Source organism: Rhodococcus sp. NPDC127593 (assembly GCF_042671975.1).
GTDB lineage: Bacteria > Actinomycetota > Actinomycetes > Mycobacteriales > Mycobacteriaceae > Rhodococcus_F.
Genome location: NZ_JBHXWI010000010.1, coordinates 69,242 through 89,869, shown reverse-complemented (window position 1 = coordinate 89,869; position 20,628 = coordinate 69,242). Strand labels below are relative to the sequence as shown.

The 20,628-nt window shown below is 61.3% G+C and carries 20 protein-coding genes; 12 read left to right on the top strand and 8 right to left on the bottom strand.

Annotated features, from left to right (window positions below; all coding sequences use genetic code 11):
* The first annotated feature begins 37 nt into the window (after positions 1 to 37).
* The 4 genes from ACFVJ3_RS11470 (at position 38) to ACFVJ3_RS11455 (ending at position 3,186) form a co-directional block, all read left to right on the top strand.
* Positions 38 to 1,099 carry a hypothetical protein gene (locus ACFVJ3_RS11470; RefSeq protein ID WP_378452160.1) on the top strand — a complete coding sequence of 354 codons (1,062 nt, stop codon included), beginning with the start codon at positions 38 to 40 and terminating at the stop codon, positions 1,097 to 1,099.
* 58 nt (positions 1,100 to 1,157) lie between these two features.
* Positions 1,158 to 2,264, top strand: coding sequence for an AAA family ATPase (locus ACFVJ3_RS11465; RefSeq protein WP_378452159.1), 1,107 nt, complete (start codon positions 1,158 to 1,160; stop codon positions 2,262 to 2,264).
* 278 nt (positions 2,265 to 2,542) lie between these two features.
* Positions 2,543 to 2,833 (top strand): hypothetical protein, encoded by a 291-nt coding sequence (locus ACFVJ3_RS11460; protein ID WP_378452158.1) that lies wholly within the window; start codon positions 2,543 to 2,545, stop codon positions 2,831 to 2,833.
* Between the two features lie 95 nt (positions 2,834 to 2,928).
* Positions 2,929 to 3,186, top strand: coding sequence for a hypothetical protein (locus ACFVJ3_RS11455; protein ID WP_378452157.1), 258 nt, complete (start codon positions 2,929 to 2,931; stop codon positions 3,184 to 3,186).
* 16 nt (positions 3,187 to 3,202) lie between these two features.
* Here the strand turns inward: ACFVJ3_RS11455 and ACFVJ3_RS11450 are convergent, their stop codons facing one another.
* The 3 genes from ACFVJ3_RS11450 to ACFVJ3_RS11440 all read right to left on the bottom strand — a co-directional run bounded on the left by ACFVJ3_RS11450 (position 3,203) and on the right by ACFVJ3_RS11440 (position 6,878).
* Positions 3,203 to 4,147 (bottom strand): hypothetical protein, encoded by a 945-nt coding sequence (locus ACFVJ3_RS11450; protein WP_378452156.1) that lies wholly within the window; start codon positions 4,145 to 4,147, stop codon positions 3,203 to 3,205.
* 449 nt (positions 4,148 to 4,596) lie between these two features.
* Complete coding sequence (locus ACFVJ3_RS11445) at positions 4,597 to 5,610, bottom strand: hypothetical protein (protein ID WP_378452155.1); 1,014 nt, start codon at positions 5,608 to 5,610, stop codon at positions 4,597 to 4,599.
* Positions 5,607 to 6,878, bottom strand: a complete 1,272-nt coding sequence (locus ACFVJ3_RS11440) for an AAA family ATPase (protein WP_378452154.1) — start codon at positions 6,876 to 6,878, stop codon at positions 5,607 to 5,609. The genes ACFVJ3_RS11445 and ACFVJ3_RS11440 overlap by 4 nt, the downstream gene beginning before the upstream one ends.
* 653 nt (positions 6,879 to 7,531) lie before the next feature.
* Here ACFVJ3_RS11440 and ACFVJ3_RS11435 point away from each other — a divergent pair.
* Positions 7,532 to 8,047 (top strand): hypothetical protein, encoded by a 516-nt coding sequence (locus ACFVJ3_RS11435; RefSeq protein ID WP_378452153.1) that lies wholly within the window; start codon positions 7,532 to 7,534, stop codon positions 8,045 to 8,047.
* A gap of 249 nt (positions 8,048 to 8,296) precedes the next feature.
* On the opposite strand, the gene ACFVJ3_RS11430 is transcribed toward ACFVJ3_RS11435, so the two are convergent.
* Entirely contained in the window at positions 8,297 to 9,517 is a 1,221-nt protein-coding gene (locus tag ACFVJ3_RS11430) for an HNH endonuclease (protein ID WP_378452152.1), read from the bottom strand.
* A gap of 125 nt (positions 9,518 to 9,642) precedes the next feature.
* Between ACFVJ3_RS11430 and ACFVJ3_RS11425 the strand changes: the two genes are divergently transcribed.
* A complete protein-coding gene (locus tag ACFVJ3_RS11425) occupies positions 9,643 to 10,362 on the top strand; it encodes a hypothetical protein (protein ID WP_378452151.1) in 720 nt (239 codons plus the stop codon).
* Between the two features lie 962 nt (positions 10,363 to 11,324).
* Here the strand turns inward: ACFVJ3_RS11425 and ACFVJ3_RS11420 are convergent.
* On the bottom strand, positions 11,325 to 11,870 hold the full coding sequence (locus tag ACFVJ3_RS11420) for a hypothetical protein (RefSeq protein ID WP_378452150.1): 546 nt from the start codon (positions 11,868 to 11,870) through the stop codon (positions 11,325 to 11,327).
* Positions 11,871 to 12,371: 501 nt separating this feature from the next.
* On the opposite strand from ACFVJ3_RS11420, the gene ACFVJ3_RS11415 reads away from it, so the two are divergent.
* From ACFVJ3_RS11415 to ACFVJ3_RS11400, 4 genes are all read left to right on the top strand, one after another.
* Positions 12,372 to 13,094 (top strand): hypothetical protein, encoded by a 723-nt coding sequence (locus ACFVJ3_RS11415; RefSeq protein WP_378452149.1) that lies wholly within the window; start codon positions 12,372 to 12,374, stop codon positions 13,092 to 13,094.
* Positions 13,095 to 13,263: 169 nt separating this feature from the next.
* A complete protein-coding gene (locus ACFVJ3_RS11410; RefSeq protein WP_378452148.1) occupies positions 13,264 to 13,620 on the top strand; it encodes a hypothetical protein in 357 nt (118 codons plus the stop codon).
* A 950-nt stretch (positions 13,621 to 14,570) separates the two neighbouring features.
* Positions 14,571 to 14,921, top strand: a complete 351-nt coding sequence (locus ACFVJ3_RS11405; RefSeq protein ID WP_378452147.1) for a hypothetical protein — start codon at positions 14,571 to 14,573, stop codon at positions 14,919 to 14,921.
* Between the two features lie 35 nt (positions 14,922 to 14,956).
* A complete protein-coding gene (locus ACFVJ3_RS11400; protein ID WP_378452146.1) occupies positions 14,957 to 15,718 on the top strand; it encodes a hypothetical protein in 762 nt (253 codons plus the stop codon).
* 421 nt (positions 15,719 to 16,139) lie between these two features.
* Here ACFVJ3_RS11400 and ACFVJ3_RS11395 read toward each other — a convergent pair whose 3' ends face one another.
* The 3 genes from ACFVJ3_RS11395 to ACFVJ3_RS11385 form a co-directional block, all read right to left on the bottom strand.
* A complete protein-coding gene (locus ACFVJ3_RS11395) occupies positions 16,140 to 16,964 on the bottom strand; it encodes an alpha/beta fold hydrolase (protein ID WP_378452145.1) in 825 nt (274 codons plus the stop codon).
* Positions 16,965 to 17,269: 305 nt separating this feature from the next.
* Entirely contained in the window at positions 17,270 to 17,830 is a 561-nt protein-coding gene (locus ACFVJ3_RS11390) for a PaaI family thioesterase (protein ID WP_378452144.1), read from the bottom strand.
* Complete coding sequence (locus ACFVJ3_RS11385; RefSeq protein WP_378452143.1) at positions 17,830 to 18,546, bottom strand: SDR family oxidoreductase; 717 nt, start codon at positions 18,544 to 18,546, stop codon at positions 17,830 to 17,832. The genes ACFVJ3_RS11390 and ACFVJ3_RS11385 overlap by 1 nt, the downstream gene beginning before the upstream one ends.
* Positions 18,547 to 18,633: 87 nt before the next feature.
* Between ACFVJ3_RS11385 and ACFVJ3_RS11380 the strand changes: the two genes are divergently transcribed.
* Positions 18,634 to 19,137, top strand: a complete 504-nt coding sequence (locus ACFVJ3_RS11380) for a winged helix-turn-helix transcriptional regulator (RefSeq protein ID WP_378452142.1) — start codon at positions 18,634 to 18,636, stop codon at positions 19,135 to 19,137.
* A gap of 101 nt (positions 19,138 to 19,238) precedes the next feature.
* Entirely contained in the window at positions 19,239 to 20,582 is a 1,344-nt protein-coding gene (gdhA, locus tag ACFVJ3_RS11375; protein ID WP_378452141.1) for an NADP-specific glutamate dehydrogenase, read from the top strand.
* The last annotated feature ends 46 nt before the right edge of the window (positions 20,583 to 20,628 follow it).

Sequence of the window (20,628 nt, the reverse complement as noted above, 5' to 3'; positions counted from 1 at the left end):
CGCTAGGACAACCAAACCCCTTCGAAAGGCATCCACCGTGATTATCCCAGAAATCCAGCGCATCGCCACGCACGCACTGAGAACCGGGTGGCTCGACTTCGGCCTCCCGGCCGATAAAAAAAGCCCACCACCGACCGGCTGGATTGGCTACCGCCAGCCGAAGAACCTAGCGGAGGTCCGAGCGCACCACGCCAGCCTCGTCGACGGCCAGAACCTCGGAACTCGCGTCAGCTACGGCGTCGTTGGAATCGACATCGACTCGTACGAGAAGAACGGCGTCACGAAGGTCGGCGGACAGTTCATCACCCACCGCGAGCAGTCGACGGGCATCGCGCTGCCCCCCACCTGGTACAGCACCCGCCGAGGCCCCCAAGCCCTCACTGGACCGACGCGCACCGCGATCTACTTTTACCGGCTGCCGCAGTGGCTGCTCACAAAATGCGAGCGTAGGGGCCAAATCCCACGACTCAAAGACACACCGCTGCCCGGTGTCGAGATCGTCCAATGGCATACCCGATACGCCGTCGTGCACCCCAGCGTCGTCGACGGCATGGCATACGCCTGGTACCGGCCCGACGGAACCACCGAGCCCGGCCTACTCCCGCCCCGAACCGCCGACCTGCCCACACTCCCCGACCGGTGGGTGCAGATGCTGTCCGACAACGCCGTCCCGATCTCAAGGGTCCGCGCCGCCAGGCAATCGGACTCAGGTATCGGCCACGCCGACCCCAGCGAAGCGCTCGCCTGGTGCGCCGCCAACATCACCGGTTGGGACGACGAACCCGGCACATTCCTGCAGGCGCAGGTGGAAAAGCACATCGCCACCCTCCACTCCGGTGCGGGGCGGTACCCCACCACCCGCGACGCCGTCTGGCACCTGCTCAACCTTGCCGTCGGCGACCACGAACACCCCGGCAACGCCGGGGGCGGCCACGCCATCCACATGGTCCTCCAAGAGTTCATCGCACTCCGCAGGAACGACAACGACGAGCGGAAAGGCATCAACGAATCCGCGCGAATCCTCACCGGTGCCATCGAGAAAGTTCGCACCGAAATCGACACAGGGCAGCGGCGAATGATCACAAGCCTATGGCTGTAATCACAGGTCACAGCCCCGCATCTAGCAAATACCGCTTCAATTCAGAAGGACGTGCCCGATGACTGCCCCGCCCACGGAAGAGACGCCGGACGGCATCGCCGACGACGAAATCGGCTTCACCGGACCCCCACTCGCCGCAGTCGACGCACTCAACGCCGCCGAAGAAGACGAGATCCGCAACAACGCCACTCTCACCCGGTACCCGGCCGTCGACATCGCCGCCCTCATGGCGTCACCGCCCGAGCCGCCCAACTGGCTCGAAGAGGGCGTCATCGCCCGAGGTGTCTACTACGGCCTCACCGCCGCCGCGAAAACCGGAAAGTCGATCCTCGCGTACTGGCTGGTCGGGCATTGGGCACTCGGGCGGTCCGCCCTCGACCACACCCGCACATTCGACCCACTCACCGTCCTGTACATCGACTTCGAAAACGGCGCGCTGTGGCTGCACACCCAGCTCACCAACATGAGATTCCCGGCCACCATCGGCGACACCCTCAAGGTTGTGCAGTTCCCGACGCTCGAACCGATGAACACCCCACGAGGGGCTGACGCACTGCACCGGCTCCTCGACGCATACAAGCCAGATGTGCTGGTCATCGACACCGTCTCGCGCACCGTTGTCGGCGAAGAGAACAGTTCGACGCCGTGGCTGGACTTCTACCGTCTCGCTATCACACCGATCCGCGACCAGCGACCCGACCTGACGATCATCCGACTCGACCACACCGGCAAAGACGAAGCCCGAGGTGCACGCGGTTCGTCCGCGAAAATGTCCGACCTCGACACCCATTGGGTGCTGACCACCGAGGACCGGGACCGGAACGCGCTCACCCTCACCCTGGAACGGTCCCGTATGGCCTTCCACGCCGACCGAATCAACCTCCGCCGCACCGACGGACCCCTCGGGCATGTGCTGCGCGCAGGGAAGACAGGAGCCGGAGCCATCGAATGGGGCGGAATCCACGCAGTCGGCACCGAAGTCGACACCATCAACGCCGGTCTCGACGCCCTCGGAGCCGACAACACCATCAGCAACGCCGAAGCGAAGAAGCTTCTGAAGGATAACGGCAAACCGGCCAACTCCAACCTCATCGCAAGCGCCCTCAGGCACCGAAAGGACCGCGACATCACACCCGCCGGGGACACCCCGAAGGCACTCGAATGACAACCCGCTCGGAACGTTCCGAGCCGTTCCGCGAGCGTCCCGGAACGGCTCGAAACACCGTTCCGAGCACCCTCGAAAATCAACCGTTCCACGGAACGGTCGGAACGGCTCGGAACGCTCACCGAGTATCGACGCATCTTCGCAGCTCAGGCCACCTAAAACCGTTCCGCGGAACGATCCGGAACGAAGCGAAAAACCGTACTGTCCCGACGTTCCGCCTCCCTAGGAGCGGAACGCTCGGAACGGCATTCCGCAGAAGACCAACGGAAGGACAATTCATGCTCATCTGGCAGACCGTCAGCGCCACCCCACTGCCGCCCGGCGTCACCGTCGACCTCAAAGACACCGACACCGATGAAATCCAGACACTGCCAGCACCGTGCGTACTCATCCAGCGAGCGGTGAGCGGCGACGAATGCGGCGAAACCCGAACCGTCCTAGGACACCTCAACCCAGTCACCGGTGAGATCGAACCGGTAAGCGAAGACGACGACCCACACCGGTACGGCGACTTCGTAGGAACGCGTTGGCCCGGCATCGAACTGCCACACCGAAACCGCCCCGTCTGAGCGTCCGAACCCCGTCGCCCATCCACTGACCCCCCCAACCCCCACCAGACCGTCCACGAGGCGCACAGCCCCGAAAACGACCACCAGGAGCACTCATGCCCACCCGCACACCCCGCATCGAAGTGTTCTGCGCCGACAACGTTCCCGGATGTGCCGACTGCACCGGCACATTCGGGCAACCCACCATCGACCCCTACGGCTACGTGCGCGTCCCCCTCACCCACGCCGCCACCTGCCCCGCCTGGCGGAGACAACACCACACCGGCACCTTGCTGCTGACCCGATTCCGCCCCGCCCGAATCGACGGCCACCCCACCACAGCGGAGGTCGTGCACTCCGCGCGGACGACCTGACCGCGCAGACCGCCGGTCAGCTGGCCGGCGACCCGAAGGTGAAAGGTGTCTCGCAGCCTTCCCTCAGGTACAAGAAGTGGATGTTTTCATGCCCCCAGTGATGAAGCACGATGGTGTCGATGTGTTCGGGCGGCTCAAAGTCGTCGCCCGCCCCGTACTGCTGGATCAGCTCGAACAGGTGAACGTCGAACTCACAGACCATCCCGAACGAATCGGGTGCGCCGGTAGTGATCAGGACTGTTTTGTTCGTCGGCTTGTCCTTGTCGGCGATCTGCTTCCGCAGCTGCGCCTGCGCCTCGCCCATGGTGACCGTCACTTGAGCCTTGCCGGTCGCATACGGCAGTCCCGGTCCGAACGGGGACCGGTGAACTTCCAAGCTGTGGCCACGGACCTCGACACGACCGCGCGTGTAGTCAGAGGGTGCGAATTGATCAGGCAGTGTCGTAAACGTCGTCGCGCGTTCGACGAAACCGACTTCCGGGGTCAAAGCGGCGAGCATGTCGTCGAGGATGCGGTCGTTCTTCCTCGGCTTCGGGAACCGTTCGCGGTCTCCGCGCTGGTCGGCGACGAGCACCTGCATGCCCTCAAGATGCGGATAGGCAGTGGAATCGGCTTGCAACCGCGCGGTGAGGTCCCGGCCGATCTTGCGAACGGCGGCGATCCGACTACGGTCGTGCCCCAGCGTGAGGATGGTCAGCTCCACCGGGAATGCTCCGCTGCGCATCTCGATTCGGCGGTCCGGTGGGTCAGGAACAGGAGTGTGGACAGCTATCGCCTGATCCGGAAGCAACCCTTGCAGCGTCGCAGCGGACAGAAACGAGAACAGCTGCAAATTCTCCTGATGGTGGTTCCCCAAAGCATGGCGGCTGAACCGCTTCTCGACGGGCATAGCGGCTGACGTCCACGACACCTCACCGTCCGCCGCTTCGCCACCAACCGACATCTCGACAATTTCCACCATGGCGGAAGCATAGGGCGGAGGTCGCGGCCTGCCCGGTGCCCGAGAAAAGTCGCATGCGCCAGAAATGCTTTGCGCATTAGTGATCCAACTAACGACGTGTCAACTTTGCGGGGACCGACCACCGCCCTGCTGGCGTCAACACAAGCGTGGACGAAACACGCAGGGCAACCAAGACGACTGGTTCTTGCGGGAGCTGGAGATCTACCGAGACGGAGAGGAGGCGCAGTGGCTGGCTATCGGAAATTAACGGGGCACGATCCTGCTTACCTGGGCAAAGAGTAAAGATGCAGCCCATGCGTTCATGCAACTTCGTGAAAACTGGTCTCGCAGATTCCAAAAGAATTCGCCGCCACCCTTGCTCAAGACCCAGAGAACTACAGCTCCGCCACCACCCACACAACGAAGAATATTAGGGGACTCAAACGGTTCGCCCGTTTGCTCCCGCTCTTCTACGAAGATCCAAGACGATCGACGTTTTCACTTTGCTGAACAGAGTGGTCGATAGTCATCCGGCGATGGTCTCGCTGTGTGGACACGCGCAGCGCCCTGTTGAGCTGGAACCTGTAATGCTCAACCCACCGCCCATCGAAATCTAGTCGAGCGAAGCATGAAATAGTGATTTCTTGCGGGGTGATCTTGCTTCGAATAATCACATCTGAGATCGCCTTCTTAGTCAGGTAGACGACATAGGAAGAAACCTGTTTCCCGCTGATGAGCGATGAAAATGAGCCTTCAGTCTTCAGTCTGTTGATGAACTCATCTACTTCGTAGGTCGCGTTACGCCAGACCTCCTCCGAGGTGCAGGATTTAATCTCCGACCGAATCGCTTCCTCCGCCGCGCTGTCGAATTCTTCATAATAGTTTCGATTCACGACTGAGGGTTGACCAAAACGACCCGACCCCGAATAACCGCATGCAATGGCCAATAATCGTAATCGGATCCAGTTCTCCCAGACGGCCATTAATCTCTCGGGCACTGAATTATCTCCCGCGAGGATTTTCTTTGCGGCGCTATATCCAATGCCATGCGAAAAACTAATTGCTCGTGGCACATCGCTATAATGCAAGATCTCCGCTTCGACATCGGCATTCTTGGTGTACAGAACGTGATCATTCGAGACAACGCGCCCTTGGAAGTCATCGACATCTTTGTCGAGGCAGAATACTACAGTTACCTTGCCCCTACGGTTAGACTGCTCCAGCCAGTCGTTCTCCTGAAATATCCGGAACACCTTGAGCAAATGGGGCTTGCCGCCGGCTGATACGCCGTCGACAGTGACTTGCTCACCAAGACGGACTTCATACCTGGACGACGGGAGAGAAGTTGACGATTCTACGACATTCTCGTAGAAAGTTCTGTCGTGCGCTTTCCCCTCAACGAGCAGCCAAAGCCGCTTCGGGCTCATCCGGATTCGATTTCGGAATGCACGGATATCACGCTTGATCTTGTGGTTCTCAGTCACAGCTCGAACACGCATTCGTCTTCCACGTCGACCATGACCTCCGGAGAGTGTGTTGCAAGGAGAAGCTGAGCATCCGGATTGATGCGGTGCATTGAGTTAACCACCCTTTCCTGCCAGTCCACATGGAGGGAGATTTCAGGCTCGTCGATCATGACGATTGACTTCCCCGCAGATAGGACTTGAAGTAGAAGCTGGAGCAGTTGCTTCTCGCCTGAAGACAGTGCCCATAATGGCACTTGAGTGCCGTCGACAGTAATTTCTATCGAATCTCCGAACGGGCGCATTGCTCGTTGAGGTGACTTATTCAGCACTAAGTGCTTGTTCCCCAGGTACATTTCATCAATTACGGATTGAAGCTCTTTTTGGGGCCGAAGGATGTAATCGACCTTTTCCCGCACTTCCTCGATCTTTCCCACAACGGCCCGGTGTTCGCGGGATTTCTGATACCTCTCGATGAACATCCCCTTGCTGATATCGAGCCGAATGTTGTTCTCGCCCAGGAAGGATTTGACGAGCGCGTGAGAGTCTTCTGCCTTTATTTGCGTACTTTGGTCCAAGTTTCCCGAAACTCGCCCGCCGAATAGAATAGCGAGTACTTCGGCGAGACCTTCTTGCTGTACGTCTCGAATTCGGGCGTTGCTCTTCGAACTGTAAAACGACCACGCCCTGCTAACCTGATTAACGAATCGCGTGTCGACAGGATCAACTTCTGAATCTCGCAGTCGCGGGTCACGATTAGGTGGATACCGCGCTAAGATGCCTTCTGAAATTCTAGTAATCGGAAGGTAGAGATGTGCGACCCTCGGTCGCCGATCAAGCCAGTTCTTGAGCCTGTCGTCGTTATCCGATGCACCGCCTGAGAATTCGATTGAATTTGACCACGTCCCTTTCTCCTTCGCGCTTTCTTCGAGAATTAAATCGTCGGAGATTGAGACGTCTGGACTAATTGAATAATCCTCGGAGGAATCATCATCCGCGTCTTGTGGCTGCGCCTGATCTTTTGATTTCTTGAATGATCGGGTGAGTCGAATTCCCAACTCTTCATTCCGCAGGACTATGTCCGCGGCCTCAAATGGCAAACGGCTGATTCCCGTTGTGCGGTTCAGCAGAGCTAAATTTATGATTGACATGAGGGTCGTCTTTCCGGACCCATTTAGCCCCCAGAAGACGTTGGTATACCGATCTAGCTTTCTTTCGACCGTGCCTCTTCGTCCGGCTAGGTTCTCGACCTTAAACTCCTCGATGTAGAACATATTCTCCTCATCCAAGCTTGCTTCGATCGATCCCGGGTCAGAATCGACTCACTATAGATGGGATTGGTGCTGAGCGTCCGGCAGGAGCGGCATAGCCACGCGAGGCTGTGCCGGGAGGGCAGGGGCAGCTAAAGACCGGCACAGCAAAGTCAACTAGAGGCGACATTCAGTGCCCAGGTGGCCATGAAAACTACGTTCTGCACCAAACGTGCGGTTGCCGAACCTGGCCGTTCGGTTGGGCATCCCTTCAGTCCGGCATCACCAAACGCACCGGTGCGCAAACCGTCTCCGGCGGCGTCGTTGAACACGCCATGACGGGCAATCTTCGCCGATCCTCTGCGTCCAACTTTCGTGCCTGCCAGTAAACTCGAACGGCACGGGCAGGCCCGCGATGCTCAGGGAACCAGCAATGTACCGGGGGCCGGACTGCGAGCGACGCGCCGTGACCGTTCGGACGATGGGGATACACGCCTCTTCAGCATGATGTGTCGCAGAGCGGTGCAACTCCAGTCTCGTCGAAGTGCCCTGCCGGCAGGTGGACGCGACAGCTTTGAGCGTCGCAGCGGGGGTGCATGGTTAAAGTCCAACCATCCATCCGTTAAATGGCTAGGGTGACACCGAGCACCGCAGCCGATTCACACCAAATGCTCGCAAACCAGGGAGAGACTGTGGCAAACAGGCAGTGGACGTGGAAGCCGACTGGCGCCAGCGCGAGTGCGACCGGCGGCGGCATCTCGGGAACTTACGTCAAGTCAGATGCTCAGTACTGCCAGGAGCTAGTGGGCGTTATTCAGGACAGGCGTGCAATGTACCGGCCCGTAGACGCGGAACAATGGGGCCTCGTCCGGACATCGATCGATTCAATTCGGGTGTACGCAAAGAACGCCCAGTACCTCCCCGGGAGCGACGAAGCCCGTAAGTCGATTGGTCGGATTCGGCGTGCATGCGTAGATTTTGCCGATGACTTCGACAATTACGGTCACGACGAAGAAATAATGAAGGTTTCATTGCTTGCGCTTCGTAAGCGCATCGGCGTTGAGGTTCTGGCACTGGTCGAGAAGTACAATTTGGACACCGATCTTGATCTTGCAGAGTACCGAGAGAGTGGCCTGAAGACGCTGCTCAGTTGGTTCAAGCGCGAGCCGTGGGAGCTTGCAGACCCCGACTCCGAGTTCGCGCAGTAACCCGGCTGCAAAATTCTCAGCCGATCAAAACGTTGCCAGCGCGGCTGTCGCGCGGTCGAATGGCGACCTGTACACCCCGGAGCCATGCTCAATACAGAGCCCAAGGGACAAGATGCCACCGCGACGTGAGGCGCGGACTCTTGATGTCTGGACGAGCTCTGCAGGGTGCCACAGGGGATGACAGCGGATATGACATCTATGATGTTTTTCGTTCGCGGCATCACTCATTAGCAGGCTCAGCGCGATCCTTCATCCCACGATTGCCGCTCGCCATTCATCCCAATGCAACCGCACCCAATTTCGCTGCCTTTTAGTCAGTTTGATTGATAGTTTTTGCCCGTGGATTGCGCCATAGGGCGGGTACTGCCGGATCGTTTCGGCGACGTCGATGGTCCCCAACTTCGTGATGGCAACAAGCCCCTCATCGAAAAGTCTGTGTAGATCGCGGCGGAGAAGCAAACCCCCTTCGTCGTCGTGCTGACCGACTTTCGCGTAGCTGTATAGGTGACAAGCTTCGAGGACCTCCTTCGGCGCTGGGCCAGTGAGAGCGCAGTTCAGCCCATACTTGCGAATAAGTTTGGCGCGGAAGGCCGGCTGTCCCAGTCGAACACGAACGGGACGGGTCGTGTGTCCGCCTTGAATCTGGTCGCTGGTCGCCTCCACGACGATGAGCGGCCGGCCGGGTGACACCGATTCGACGGCGGCCTTGAAGTCGTCCCACCGAAGCTCACGAATGCTGTTTTGCGACGTGCGCTCCACGCACAGTGCGCGCAGTTCTGGCCCGGAAAGAGTGCCTTCTAGGCCAATCCATCCCTGATCGTGAGTACTTCGGAAGGTCTCGACCTCGACCTCTGTGTACTCGGGTTCAGGGAAGGTTTTCTTGCATCTGCACCGAAATTTAGGGGTGAGGGTCTTTCGATGCTCATAATTTGACGTACCGCAGAAGGGACAGTGACCAATCGGCTTCATCTTGCGGCCGGTTGGGTCTATTCGCTCCACGACCGATGCGCCGATCAGCTCGTCCTGATTCCATACTGCGATCGCGTCACCCACCCGGATGTTCCTCGAATTAGCGACGTTGCTGTCCCAGCTGTAGTGGGACTCCGCATCGTCGTCGTACTTGTTACCGCCTCCCATCCGGCGGTATTCAGTTTTGGTGAGGACCAGCCACGCCCGCCGATCGGCCGACGCGCTCTGGGCGGGCGCGAATGTGAAGTTAAGCGCTTCTAGAGTCGCGACCACCGTTTGCTGTCCGCCCGAGAACTCCGACGCCATCAAATTTTGGCCGGTTGCGTAGCCGTGGGCGACCCCGGCGATTGCTTTCGAGTCGTATTCGCGGCCCTCGTGCGTAACGCGGTAGAGGCGCGAGGGAGCAAATCCATGCCGGTCGAGAAAAGCTTCGGCCCCGATTTCGTCGTACTCCCCCATCGCCTTGAGTACGGATTCACGGGTCACATCTGCGAGTGTCACGGACGAGACTTTAGCCAGATGGTCTGACACACCCCCCGACGACTCTGTGCGTTGTTGAGGGCCCGGTCCAGGATTGCAGCCTTACTGAGGCGACCTAAGCGAACGTATAGGCTCCCGCCACGACAGTGGTTGTTGCAATCTGCGCCGATGGTGGAGTTGTCCTGGCATCTGACGGACGGACATCCAACACGGACAATGGTTCCCGGGGGATTGAGGACGACGAAGCACGGAAGGTCGTATTCGTGCCAGATGCGTCGCGCGCGGTGGGGGCGACTGAGTTCAGGGTCGCGGTTCTCTTTACCGGACGTGCAACCTTCAAGAAAGTGCCGGTCGCAAACATTGTTGAGAAGATGGTTGCCCAGCAATCAGACGTTCAGCAGGCGACAGTCCGCGACTTCGCCAGAAAATTGGCGTACGTGCTCGAAGAGCGAGGAAGTGAGCGCATCGGTCCCGCATCCCATCACGTCACGTACGTAGGAAGACCGGTGCAGTTCGTTGTAGTTGGGTATTCTGCTCACTCGCAAATCCTCGAAGCGGTCGACTACATCATCGCCGAGGAGTTTCAGACGGACGACAAACAGCCCTTCAGCCCGAAGGGGTACCTTCTCCGTGGGACACCCCAGTCTAACTCCGCGTCTGACCCGTACTCCGTCGCGGAACAACATCTCGAAGACAAGCTAAATACCCGCAACGCCGATCGCCCTATCGACGCCATGCTTAACCTCGCTAACGAAACGATCCGACTCGCTTGCAGCAAGGCGCCGGACGAGATCGGAGGGCGGGTCCAACGCGCTGTTCTACGACCGGACCGGACCGTTGCATGGATGGATGATTGGTGGCTGTAAGCCATTCCCGATTGCCCCATGTCGGTCGAGAATCCGCGATGGAGATCCTCGTGCTTTAGGAACAGGGGTACGTGAATCCGGGGCACGGGCCGACGCAATAACGACACTCGACTTGTGAATCATCTCGACACTGACCAAGCTGTCCTTCAATCTGGTCCCTATCGACGCGGATTGCTGTGGTGCGAGCAAGCGGATCGCGCGGTACGGATACCCAGCTTACTTCGTCGAGTTGGATGTCGCTGTGAACGATGTGTGGGTAGGTCCAGACACTGGCGCCGGCAGGGTGCGTGCACGAGCGCCGGCCACACACAGAGCATGATCCATCATGCAGTCGAGCCACCGTCACTTCATATTCTTCGCCGGGTAAGTGTTCACAATCGTCAATGGGATTTCGGCAAATCGAGCATCGGCGAATTGTGCGGAGACCAACGGATAGGCCGAATCGTAAATGCATCAATCGCATCGGACACTCGGTCCAGTAGGAGCCGTCCTCATATTTTAAAAGGCATCCAAATAGATGGCCGACAAGTTCTGCACATCGGTGAGCCTGGATATGAGACAACTCGGCCAATACGGAATGCGACTCGACCTCTTCAAGGAAATTGAATGCCGCAACGGCCGAATTCAGGGAATTTCGAGCGTTTGATTCGACTCGCTGCCGTGTCTCCTTGTCGGAATGAACTTTCAGGGCATGCTCCACGTTCGACCATGACGGAGGCGAGAGCCCGCCGCCAAGTAGAATTGGCGGCACCGGGTCCCGGTAGAAGGCGTGGTCTGGAATCGCCGCGATATCGCCGAGGACAGACCATCCGAGCTCAGTGAGCGCGATGCCGTACTTCCGCAGGGAGTTGGCTAGTGCGGCGCAACCATCCTGGAGCAGCGCCGCTTCCCGTACGGGCCCAGCCGCGGGGAGAATGGGTGTGCCTGTCCGCATAGCTAAGCCGCGTAGCTGCAGACCACTCTTACTCGTCTTCCGTACCGCCCGTCCCCGCGCCATGCTCGGACCCTCCCTCAACTATCGCTCTTAGGGTGCGCTCGACCTCCTCGATCGTGCCCGATATTTCGATACCCTCCGCGACCACGCCACCTTGCCTGTTGGTTGGCAAGCGAGCAATCTTAACGCTCACGGGCGCTGAGGCGTTTTCCTCGTTCGGACCGATCCCCAACCTCGCGCCTGCCTTCATTGCTGCTGCGATGACTAGCCACTTCACAACGTCGTAGGTCAACGGGTCGACAAGAGCGAAACCAATGTGTGTGACTACTTCGGCCGCGCCGTGCTCACTTATGTAGTCGCGCCTGTCCCCAGGAAACGCGAACGCAAGGCTTCCTCCCCGGTGCTTGACCGCCTTGACGATCCCAGCAGAGTCCTCCTGGTAATACGCACGGCCGGAAGCGCCGTCTAGACGATCCGGAAGAAGAACGGCAGCGGCGCCGGACTGTTTCCAAAACTCGTCGTCCCAAAACGTCACGTCGGGGACCCATGCACTTACAGTTACGCCTTTAGCCACAGTGCTGTCTCCGCTCGTTCGACGATTTTCGAGTTGGATCGGGGTGGTGATCTAAGTAGTGTAGAGGGTAATCGGCTCCAACCCTGTTGGGTGCGATGCTGATCAAGAATCTGCCTGTTTCCATTCTATGAAATTCACCGCCGCCGAGTTCGGTGGTTTCGTTAGCCTTGAGCGGGACGCCAGCAACATCAACAGGCGGCCGCGTCGCTGCAAGCAGTCCGTGGCCAAGCATTGTCAAAGCTCCGCAGGGTGTAGCGATCCCGCACTGTTTTTCTACGCCACAGTCTGTGTACAGATGTATAGATGACTTGCTTCGCAGCCGATGATTTCAGCGCACGAGCTAGCCGGGGTTATTAAATGAGGATCGTGCGACGCGTTTGTGCCGAGCAATCAGTTCGGTACTGATGAGAGAGAATTACCAGACGATCACGAGGCGCGACTCTGGGAACACAAAGCGTGGGCAGAGGGGTGTTGTCACCCCGCACCTTTACGCTCAGCCTCATGACACACCCTTTCCAGCAGCTCGGCGCAATGGTGCTCGGCGTGGTCGACGCCTACCGAAGCGATCCAGCCGACTTCGGACCGCCGTACAAGTCGGGCAGTGCGGCCTGGAAGGACCACAACGCCGAGCGGCGATTTGTGGGGCCATGGAGCCAAATGCCCATGCGAAATGTGCACTCCGAAGCCATCCGGTACCTGAACAACGCTGAGGATCACCTACGCGGCTGCGGCCACCTGATACCCGCTGAGGGTGTTTTGTTCAGTCCGATTTCGCTCGGTCGTACCGTCCTGAATGCCACTGCAGCGGCGCACTGGCTTCTCGCGCCCGGTGTCGACGCGTCAGAGCGGATTCGCAGGCACATGAATGTGCAGCTGAACGCCCTTGAGGAGAAGTTGCAGCACTGCGGGGACGACGTCGAGAGCGCCCAGTACAAGACGCGGGTGCAGCGCGACATCGACGAACTGATCGCTGCGGCCGACAAGGCTGGGATGACACCCCGGAAGTCGAAGAGCCGGGGACGCCTGTACATCGACTCGGTGATGCCGAGCGACACGCAGATGCTGCGCGAGTTCATCGCCCACGCCGACATACCGCTGCCAGCCGAATTCCTCGGCGAATCCACTCGGCGGCCGTCCACGCCAACCCGAACAGCCTTGCGGTGGCTGACCTGGTGCCGTTGGAGCCGAGCAGGGAAGGTGTCGGCCTGGCCGCCCTGCACATAAGCCGGTCCAAGATGGCGAGTTTTATGCTGTCGCCGACCTACGTGTTCTTCCACGGCGTGCTGGCCGTTCACCGGTATTTCGGGCAGCCGACGAGCGGTTTCGAGGCTTCCGCGTACCCACACATTCGGCAGTTGAGCGCCCTCGCCGTTTCCGATGACACCCCCGCCCCATGCCCTACGCGGTAAGCCTGGTCGGGATTCCCGTGGCCGGTGAAATCCTCGCCCGACCAGCAACAAACACCTATCCGAGTTTCGAGGCCGCCCGCAAAGCCGCCCTGGCCATGGCCCCGCCCGGGTGGGAAGCCGTGGACGCCCCGGACTTGCTGCCGAGACGGTTCGACTGGGGAGCAATCATCATGACCCGACCAGGGCGGGACGCCGTGCTGGCCGCCGTCATCCACATGGCCACCTTCGCGCCCAAGGACGCCGCTGACCTGCTTGAGGCGGCCGTGCTGGACAAAGCCGACGCCGAATACGCAGAACGCATACATGCGGCTGCGCAGGGCTATCGGGCAGCTGCGCAATAGTGCGGCAGAGTAGGCACAAATAGCGCAAAGTAACAGCAGAAATTTCCACGCGCACGCGTACGCACGCGCGTGCGGAAGAAATCCACGCACAACCGCCCCCATAAGCCCACCACCAGGGCCGCCCATATGCGCGCCTACCCACCAACACCGGCAAGGCCAATGCCCAATGCACACCAGGGGTTATGCAATGCCCTGACACTGTGAGGCGCAGCAGGATGGGCACCAACACGCAGCAGAGTGCAGCACAGCGCACACAACCACTGACCTGCATCATTGCGCTGTGATGTAGAGACGCAATCACTCAGTCACTCACTCATCGCTCACTAGCTGCATGCCGATGCGAAAGTTGCGTTGACCTGCGACGTCACGACAATTTGCGCGCAAATTCGACTCAATGCCCGGTGGCCGAGCATTGTGCACGCCCTGGTGCTCGACGAGCCCCATGGCTTGCCCTGGTTGGTGGGCAACGCGCTGAGTCCTTGCGTGACCGCGAGCGTCACCCGATGCATGACATCGTCACCGACTCGGGGGATGAAAAAGCTGGTCAGCGAGCTAATCGCCGCCGGACGTCCAGCTGCGCAGCCCATCCAGCGCGGGGGTGCAAATTGCTATTTGCGCCGAGAATCTTCGGGTTGCACTTCCCGGTTCGAAGTCGCGCAGAGAACGGGCAGGCGAACAAACGCGTCGAGCTTTCTGGGCGGGTTATACCAAGCTCTGACAACGCTTTTCGGCGTCGAGGCCCCCATTTCCAGGAGCCACCGACACCAATGGGTTGTGCCAAGCTCTGACACTAGCTCTGCTGCAACGGAATTCGTGAGTACGCTCACGGCAGAATTCGAGCGGAAAAGTCCCGCAAGGCATTCCATCGGAGCTGGTGCCCAAATAAGATAGTTAGCATGATGCGCAACGGAAATGCTGACAAGCGTCCTAACCTGGGGAAAGTCCCGTATGTGCCCACGCGTCCCATCGCGGAATTGCCGGACGATCACCTTTTGCGCGCACTGGCATATATCGCGGGGTCGAAGAAGGGTCTCGGTGACATTCACAGCCGAATGCTGGACATGCCGCCGATGGCCACCTACGCCCCCATCCTGCGGAAATTGGACGCCGACACCCGCGCCCTGCACCGCACCCGCCGCAAGGCAGACGCCCTACGCGCCCGGGAGCTGACCGACATCGCGCTGGCAGACCTCGCCGCCGTCGTCACCAGGGCCGACCGCCTCACCGGCGGGATGCGGGAACGGATCAACGCACGCCAACGTGCCCGGCAAACCCCGGCACCACCCGCGTTCACCAGCTGAAACACCCCCACCCCACCCGAGAAGGCAGGACCCCGATGACCGCCACCCCGCCTCAGGCCGACCTTTATGACCTGGCCGCCGCCCGCTCCATCCTCGAACGGGTGCTCAAACGCGCGGACGTGCCCCTCACCAAGCCGGTGACCCGCACCCGCGCCACCCTCACCGAACTCGCCGAATCGCAGGCCCTCGTCATCGAGGCACTGCGCGAACTCACCCCCACCGACGCCGAGAAAGCCGACATCCTCGCGCACGTCGCTGACGGATTGGTCGACAAGTCGCTGGCGCCGAAGGAAGTCGGCGCGTACCTGCACAAACTGGCCGACACCGGCACGAACAAGCAGCTGCAGAGCCTGATCAATCAGGTCGCGTTCCGGTACAACAAGCAGGGCACCGCCGCCCTCCGCCAGCTGGGCGACGCCCTGGTCACCGACCTGCTACGCCCATGGGCCGACCGGATCACCGGTGACCTGCTGCAGGTCGCACCCATCGTCCTCGAACATGGCCCGAACCCCGTCGACCGCACCCCCGCTGTCGCGGAGGCGTACGCGACCGCCGGACGGCTCACGGATGAAATGAATGAGGTGTGGTCCACCGCCGACGGACTCCGCCGTCACGGCATTCTGACCGGCGGTGATGTCACGCAGCCGCTGCTGTACCGGTTCGCCCGGCCTCAGCTGCTCGCTGACGCCGACAAGGCGCACCGCTCGGTGTGGTTCCTTTGCCACGCCGTCGCGAAGGGCGCACAGCCGACCGTCGCCACCCACGCCGAAGCTGCGGCCGGACTCGTGCCCGCCTGACCCCCCACAAACCTCCCGCACCGGTCCCCTTCCTGAGACGCTGGTCGCCGGTGCGGGGGCCCCACCCGAGGACACACCCCCGTCCTCCGGGGTGGCAACAGGAGACCCCCGCATTGCAACCTCAGCGATGCGGGGGTCTTCCGCCTTCCGGGACCAGATCCCACGTTTATTCGGCATCCCACGTTTATCCGCCACTTATGCGTGACGAAGCGTGAACGACCATGAACGCTCACGAACCGGCATCATGCCTGCTCTAGTTGCAATTTGTCGGGATTCTGGTGGTTCACGGATTCTCCCGAGCGATAGAAACCGCTAATCTCTTGGTCGCAGGTTCGAATCCTGCCGGGGGCACTCATTCGACGGAGCGCCGACAGGCGAAAACCCCCGATCACCTGGATAAACAGGAATCGGGGGTCCGGCGTCAGCCCTTCAGGAACGCCAGCAGGTCGGCGTTGATCGTCTCCGCTTGCGTGGTGGGCATGCCGTGCGGGAAGTCCTTGTACGTCTTCAGCGTCCCGTTCGCGAGGAGCTTCGCGGACAGGGGTCCGGCGTCGGCGTAGGGAACGATCTGGTCGTCTTCGCTGTGCATCACCAGTACCGGCACCGTGATCTTCTTCAGATCCTCGGTGAAATCGGTCTGCGAGAAGGCGACGATGCCGTCGTAGTGAGCCTTGGCCCCGCCCATCATCCCTTGGCGCCACCAGTTCTCGATGATCGCTTCCGAGGATTCCACGCCCGGTCGGTTGAATCCGTAGAACGGACCCGACGGTAGGTCGCGGTAGAACTTCGACCGATTGGTGGCGAGTTGTGCCTGCAGATCGTCGAACACGTCCTTGGGAAGGCCGCCCGGGTTCGCCTCCGTCTTCACCATCAGCGGCGGTACCGCGCTGATCAGTGCGGCCTTCGCCACCCGGCTCTCTCCGTGCCGCGCGAGATAGTGCACCACCTCGCCGCCGCCCGTCGAATGGCCGACGTGGATGGCGTCCCGGAGGTCGAGATGCGCGGTCAGGTCCGCGAGGTCGTCGGCGTAGTGGTCCATGTCGTGGCCGTCGCCGGTCTGCGTGGAGCGTCCGTGACCGCGCCGATCGTGGGCGATGACGCGATAGCCGTGCTGGAGGAAGAACAGCATCTGTGTGTCCCAGTCGTCGGCCGACAGCGGCCAGCCGTGGCTGAACACGATGGGTTGACCGGTTCCCCAGTCCTTGTAGAAGATCTCCGTGCCATCCTGGGTAGTGATCGTGCCCATGTGGTTGCCTTCCTTGACCGCTCTGGGGATGACGCTGATGAGGACGACTTTCAGTACATCAAACTTCGGGAGGTCGCAGGGGGGCTTCGAGCGGCGGCATCCTGTACGACCGTCCGATAGGTATTGCACCCGTCGTCCGTACCCGGGGTTCCGTACTGGCGCGTAACAAACCGACCAATTAGTCTTGTTTGCGCATCGCCCCAACCCGACGGGCAACGGTGCACCGGGACCCGCCACCATCCTCCGCGAGTGGCGGGTTCCCGCGTTCAGCCGCCTTTACTCGCTCAGTGCTTTTCGCTTCGGTGTCAGCTTTCCGGTGGAACCTCGAACACCAGCAGGGTGCTGGTGGCGGTGGCGACGAGGCGGCCCTGCGAGTCGGTGACCTCCCCTTCCGCGAACGCGATGCGGCGACCCGACTTCTTCACGACGCCGGTGGCCGTGAGGGCCCCGGAGTCCCGGGTCGCCCCGCGGATGTAGTTGACCTTGATCTCGACCGAGGTGTAGCCCCACCGCGCGGGCAACGTGGTGTGCACGGCGCAGCCGGCGACCGAATCGAGCAGGGTGCACACGGCGCCACCGTGGATGGCGCCGATCGGGTTGTACTGCGACTCGTCAGGGTCCAGCGCGAAGACGACCCTCCCGGGTTCGGCCTCGAGGAACCGCAGGTTCATCAGGCTCGCGATCGGGGGCGCGGGAATGTCGCCGCCGAGGATCGCCCGCAGGTAGCCGAGGCCGCCGAGTTCTCGCGCTTTCCGCGCCGGACCTGCCGGGTCGCGCCATTCGACGGTCCTCGACCGCATCTCTCCCCACTCAGCGTCCGCCACGTCCCCGACGGTCGCCACTGCACCGTTTCCGGACTCGCTCATTACGCCGCCCCCTGCTGCGCCGGCTGCGGATAGAGGACGTCGAGGTCGCCCGACAGTGCCGCCTTGACGGTGCGGGTGGTGTCGTCGGCGAGGACTTCGTGAGCGCCGGACTCGATGCCGTCGAAGGCCAGTTGCGCGACCTCGGCCGCGGAGATCTTCGGCACGTCCAGACCGCTCGTCATGTCGGTGTCCATGTACCCGAGGTGCAGCCCGACCACCTGGATGTTCTGCGCCGCGAGTTCGGCGCGCATGGCGTTGGTGGCACTCCACAGAGCCGCTTTCGAGACGCTGTACGAGCCACCGATGGCCAGCCAGGACAGGACGGAGTGCACGTTGAGGATCGCGCCGCCTCCATTGGCGGCGATGATCGGCGCGAGCGCGCGGGTGACGTTGAGCGGCCCGTAGAGGTTGGTTTCGAGTTCGCGGCGCATTCCGTCGAGATCACCCGTGAGCGGCGACTCGCCGACGAGGATGCCGGCGTTGTTGATCAGTACGCCGAGATCCCCGACGAGCTCCGCGGCGGCGTAGACCGATTCGGGGTTCGTGACATCCAGTTGCACGGGCACGACTCGTGGGTGCTCCTCGATCGTCGACGCGTCACGCGCCGAGGCGTAGACCGTTCGCGCACCTCGCGCGAGCGCCTCGGCGACGAAGGCACGTCCGAGCCCGCGACTGGCTCCGGTGACCAGCACCGTTCGATCTTGAATCGTGGTCATGACGACCCCTTCGAGAGAGTAAGTCTGGTTTTCCAACTAACTACGTTCCCGACAGTAATCCCTATCAGTTGGAAAACACAACCCTCTATGATGAAAGGCATGGACAACGCCGACACCGAGCGAGCGACACCCGAGATCGTCATGGACCGCGTGCCGCTGACGCCGAGACCCTGCGCGATCGCCGCCACCATGGAACTGATCGGCGACCGCTGGTCCATGCTGGTGATCCGCGAACTGAGCTACGGAGTGCACCGCTTCGACCGGATTGCCGGATACATCGGCGTCTCGCGCGACATCCTCACCGCGCGACTGCGCAAACTCGAGGAGGTCGGCGTCATCGAACGCAGGCAGTACTCCGAACACCCTCCCCGATTCGAGTACCACCTCACCCCGGCGGGCGAGGACCTGCGACCGCTGCTGCTCTCGTTGTTCCAATGGGGCAGCAAGTGGGCCGTCGACGAGGCGCCGTCGGTGCTCGTGCACGAATGCGGACACTCACTGGAGCTGGAACACCGCTGCGCGCACTGCGGCGAGGCCGTCGAGAACACGTCTGTCGCAATGCATTCCCGCACACCACCGCGGGAGTCCTGACCTCTCCACCCGGCGCTGATACAGGACGCCTGACACCAGGTCTATAGTTTCCAAAGTAAACGTCAGGTAACGAATTCCTCACACGTCAGGCAGGTGGGTCTGTGTCAACGCGCGACCAGGTAGCAGAGATCTACGAGCAGGTCCGCCTGCGGAACGCCGGCGAACCCGAGTTCCACCAGGCAGCCGCCGAGGTCTTCGAGTCGCTCCAGGTCGTGCTCGACCACCATCCCCACTACGCCGACTCCGGATTGATCGAGCGACTGTGCGAGCCCGAGCGTCAGATCATCTTCCGGGTGCCGTGGGTCGACGACTCCGGCAACGTGCACGTCAACCGCGGTTTCCGCGTGCAGTACAACAGTGTGCTCGGCCCCTACAAGGGTGGTCTGCGGTTTCACCCCAGCGTGAACCTGGGAATCGTGAAGTTCCTCGGCTTCGAGCAGATCTTCAAGAACGCCCTCACCGGACTTCCGATCGGCGGCGGCAAGGGTGGCTCCGACTTCGACCCCAAGGGTCGTTCGGAGGCCGAGATCATGCGGTTCTGCCAGTCGTTCATGACCGAACTGCATCGCCACATCGGCGAGTACACCGACGTCCCGGCAGGTGACATCGGCGTCGGCGGGCGCGAGATCGGCTACCTGTTCGGCCAGTACAAGCGCCTCACCAACTCCTACGAGTCGGGGGTCCTCACCGGTAAGGGACTCACCTGGGGTGGCTCGCAGGTGCGTCGCGAGGCGACGGGGTACGGCGTCGCCTACTTCGTCGCCGAAATGCTGAAGGCCGCGAACAGCTCACTCGGCGGCAAGACCGTCGTCGTCTCCGGCTCCGGAAACGTCGCGATCTATGCGATCGAGAAGGTGCACCAGCTCGGCGGAATCGCGATCGCGAGCTCCGATTCCTCCGGATACCTCGTCGACGCGAAGGGCATCGACCTCGAGCTCCTGAAGGAGATCAAGGAGGTGCGGCGCGGACGGATCAGCGAGTACGCGGACGCGGTGCCGCACGCCCGGTTCGTGCCGAACGGATCCATCTGGGACGTGCCGTGCGATGTCGCGCTCCCCTGTGCCACCCAGAACGAACTCGACGAAGCGGCAGCCAAGACCCTGGTCACGAACGGCGTGCAGGCTGTGGCCGAGGGCGCGAACATGCCCACGACCCCGCAGGGCGTGCAGGTGTTCCGCGACGCCGCGGTGGCGTTCGCCCCGGGCAAGGCGGCCAACGCGGGCGGTGTCGCCACGTCGGCACTCGAGATGCAGCAGAACGCATCCCGCGACTCGTGGGGATTCGAGTACACCGACGAGCGGTTGGCGGGGATCATGCGCGGCATCCACGAACGCACCGTGGCCACCGCCGCCGAGTACGGCATGCCGGGCGACTACGTGCATGGCGCGAACATCGCCGGTTTCGTGAAGGTGGCCGACGCCATGATCTCGCTCGGCGTCATCTGACGGAACGAAAAGGGGCACGACCGTCGCCGGCCGTGCCCACCGTTCG